The following is a 3719-nucleotide window of genomic DNA, read 5'->3' on the forward strand; positions in this document are numbered from 1 at the left end:
GTTCGCCAAAATCGCCAGCTATTTATCAATCAACGATATCAATAATTTTGGGCAAACATCACCGACAACGGGTAATCGTCTGCTGTCATGTGGCCTGGCAGAGGTCCATTGTTTTCTTTCCCTGAACAGGAAAAGGCAATCCCGGGTCAGGCAATCATTCAGTCCAGTCAGCAACTCCTTCAGCACCTCAGGACGTTGTCCATTTTTTCTGTTCGCCACTTTCCTGCGCAACTGGGCCCGGCCTTTTACTCATTTTATGCCAGCCATATGCGTCAGCAGATTCTTGATGGAGCAGCACTGACACTTATACTCGGTGGCAGCATAAATTATGAGCCCTTCAAGCATAGTCTGCGTGATCATATTCCCATCATTATTGAGGCAAAGTCAGCGAATTACAGTGATATTCTGACTCTGGATCATGGTCACTGGGTCAGAAAAGCTGAAATCAAACACCGTAATTTTGCCAGTTATGGTTATCAATATGCTGACCATATTTTGTTTGTTCCACAAAACGTTCCGGCAAGCGGGAATCTCCGAGGTTCTCACTACAATTACTGTAGCAAAGAGCATTTACTGTCTGTTTATGAGTGCAGGAATGATGCGTGGGTTGAGCAACAGCAACTGACAACGGGTGACGTGTTTCCTCAATGTGAGGAAAAGTATTTAACTTCCATGTATTTGTCACCGGATGCCAGGTCACTGGTCTGTACTAACATGGGATCAGCGGGTGCTATTCTCGGTCGGGCTCGCGATGGCCAGTGGGTTAATAAAGGCAACTTTGATACACATCGAAATCATTCATTGCTGTTCAGTGCCGATTGTAAACATCTTGTGCTTTATGATGGATCATGCATTACGGTGATGAGTCAGGCAGAGGATGAATCCTGGTCTCAAACCGGTGACATTTTCGTTAAAGATCCTGAAGATGACCGGAAACTCACGCCTAATGGCGATAAAGTAGGCGACTATGAGTTTGATCTGGAAGTGTTATTCAGCCCGGATAACCGCCATTTTGCCACATGGTTTGACGATGCCGGCGAAGATAGCGATTACGGGACTATTGAACGAGATAACTTTTTTGTTGCCATTTTTGCCCCGGGTTCGCAAGGGCAGTGGCGAGAAAAAAAGAGAATTATCAAAATCTGCAACCCGCCAAATCAGTACTACCACCTTAAACCCAATTTCAGCCCCGATGGCCGACTTCTGATCATCACCAGTCCAGATGATTTGGACATCTGGGTACTAAATACTGATGACCAATGGCTGCCTGCTGATCAGGAGGAGCCCCAATGCAGCGGTGGCGATATTTATTTTTCCAGTGACCCCTGTGAATTCATCACAAGGCGGTGGCTGAGCGTAACGATCTGGCGCAGGGGTGCGTCCGGAATATGGGGCCCGGCACAAACATTCCCGGCTGAGTCCCTGACAAAAATCAGCCCCACCGGTGAAACCATTGTGTGTAACGATCCTGCTGGCCATACGTATATCTATCAACGTAAACCTGTTGGTGAACTTTGCGCTGAAGCTGCCGGTGAGTGGGTCAGGCAGTGCATCGAATTTTCCGTCGTAAAAGCAAATTTCAATCAAGAAGGCTACCTGCTGGCTGTGGTCCCGAAAACAGATTCCCACAGCCTGATCCTGTTCGGGTTGAAAGCAGACGGGAGTTGGCTGGAAAGTGAATGTCTGCAAACAGAAATCAGTATTTCGAAATTTAGCTTCAGCCCGTGCAGCCGCACCATTCAGGTCATCAGTTGGCACCCTGCCCAGGACGACGTTAAAGCGCAAAGGATTGTTTCCTTCTGGCAGATTGGGCAAAAATTCACGTTAACTGAGCCTGGCCCGGATATTTCTAAACGTAATCCCGATCATTTCCTCAATACTATTGGGTGCGCCCCGGGCCAGTTGTGGAATCAAATAGGGAAAAGGCAAGGGCCAAAATAGACTGCCATGTGAGGGAACTGCGCCTGCGTTCTAACCCCTGAATCCATGCAGTCTTGTGGCGACAGTAAAGACATTACACTTTTGCAGGATCGTGATTGATCAACCTTGCATCAGGACTATACTTGTCTGCCTGAGCCACCTTGGGGGGTTAACATTTTGCTACCTGCAACAGGGATAAAGGCCGGTACCGATGTCGCTACAGCGGGCGATGAAATCTGGCCTGAAGTAGTCCGTGATATGGCCCGCTTTGATCACCGGTGGGTTCGCGTACCCCGGGAAGTGTTCGCTAAAATCGTCAGCTATTTATCAATCAACGATATCAATAATTTTGGGCAAGCATCGCCGACAACGGGCAATCGTCTTTGGTCATGCGGCTTGGCAGAGGTCCAATACTTCCTCTCCCTGACCAACCAAAGGCAGTCTTCCTGTCGGGCAATCATTCAGTCCAGTCAGCAACTCCTGGAGCACCTCAGGACGTTGTCCATATTTTCTGATCGCCACTTCCCTGCACAACTGGGTCCGGCCTTTTACTCATTTTATGCCGGCCATTTGCGTCAGCAGATTCTTGCCGGGGCTGCGCTGACCCTTATACCCAGTGGCAGCAGAAATCTTAATCGCTTTACCCGTCATCTGTGTGATCATATTCCCATCCTCATCGAGAGGAAGGCAGAGCATTACAGTGATATTCTGGCTCTGGAGCATGGTCACTGGGTCAGGATAGATGAAATTAAACACGATAATTTTGCCTGTTTTGGTCATCAGCATGCCGATCATATTTTATTTGTCCCGCAAGCGGTAACCGGTAGGTGGGCAGGACTTTTTCGCTGCCACTACTACAGTGGCGAAGAACATTTACTGTCTGTCTATGAATGCAGGAATGGTGAGTGGGTTGAGCAACAGAAACTGACAACGGGTGACGTTTTTCCTCAACATGAGCACAAGATTATCAGTACCATGCATCTGTCACCTGATGCCAGGTCACTGGTTTGTATTAACCGTGGGCGAACGGGTGCTATTCTCGGTCGTGGAGCTGATGGCCAGTGGGTCAATAGAGGCAACATTAATACAAGTTATAATCATGCTTTGCTGTTCAGTGCCAACAGCAAACATCTTGTGCTTTATGCTGAGTCATACTTTACGGTAATGAGCCAGGCAGACGATGAATCCTGGTCACAAACGGGCAACATTACTGTTGAAGATCGTGCTGAAGACCTGAAACTCACACCCAACCCCGAGAAAATGAGCGAGTATGAGTTTCATCTGAAAGTGCTATTTAGCCCGGATAACCGCCATTTTGCCATATATTTTGATGATGATGATTATTATTATTATGACCTGAATTCAGGTGATGATGAAGATGCTATTGAACGAGATTATTTCTTTGTCGTTATTGTGGCCCTTGATCCGCAAGGGCAATGGCGTGAAGAAAAGAGAATTATTAAAACCTGCAAGCAGCCAAGAGGTTGGTGCCATCTTAAACCCAATTTCAGCCCCGATGGTCGGCTTCTGATCATCACCACTGAAGACAGTTTGGATATCTGGGAATTAAATACTGACGACCAATGGCTGCCCGCTGTTCAGGAGAAGCACGAATGCGGCGGTGGTAAGATTCATTTTTCTGCGGAACCCTGTGAATTCATCAGAAAGATGTGGTGGGGCTTGACAATCTGGCGCAAGCCGACATCCGGAATATGGGGCCGGGCAAAATCATTCCCGGCCGGGTCCCTGACAAGAATCAGCCCCAACGGTGAAACCATTGTGTGTAACGATCCTGCTGG

Annotated in this window: 2 protein-coding genes; both read left to right on the top strand. The window is 47.9% G+C overall.

Annotated features, from left to right (window positions below; all coding sequences use genetic code 11):
* The first annotated feature begins 87 nt into the window (after nt 1-87).
* Nucleotides 88-1941, top strand: a complete 1854-nt coding sequence (locus tag KDK14_RS09405; RefSeq protein WP_257264841.1) for a hypothetical protein — start codon at nt 88-90, stop codon at nt 1939-1941.
* Between the two features lie 156 nt (nt 1942-2097).
* The coding region (locus KDK14_RS09410) for a hypothetical protein (RefSeq protein WP_257264842.1) at nt 2098-3719 on the top strand (1622 nt) is incomplete at its 3' end.

The sequence above is a fragment of the Endozoicomonas sp. ONNA2 genome, from assembly GCF_024606365.1.
Classification (GTDB): domain Bacteria; phylum Pseudomonadota; class Gammaproteobacteria; order Pseudomonadales; family Endozoicomonadaceae; genus Endozoicomonas.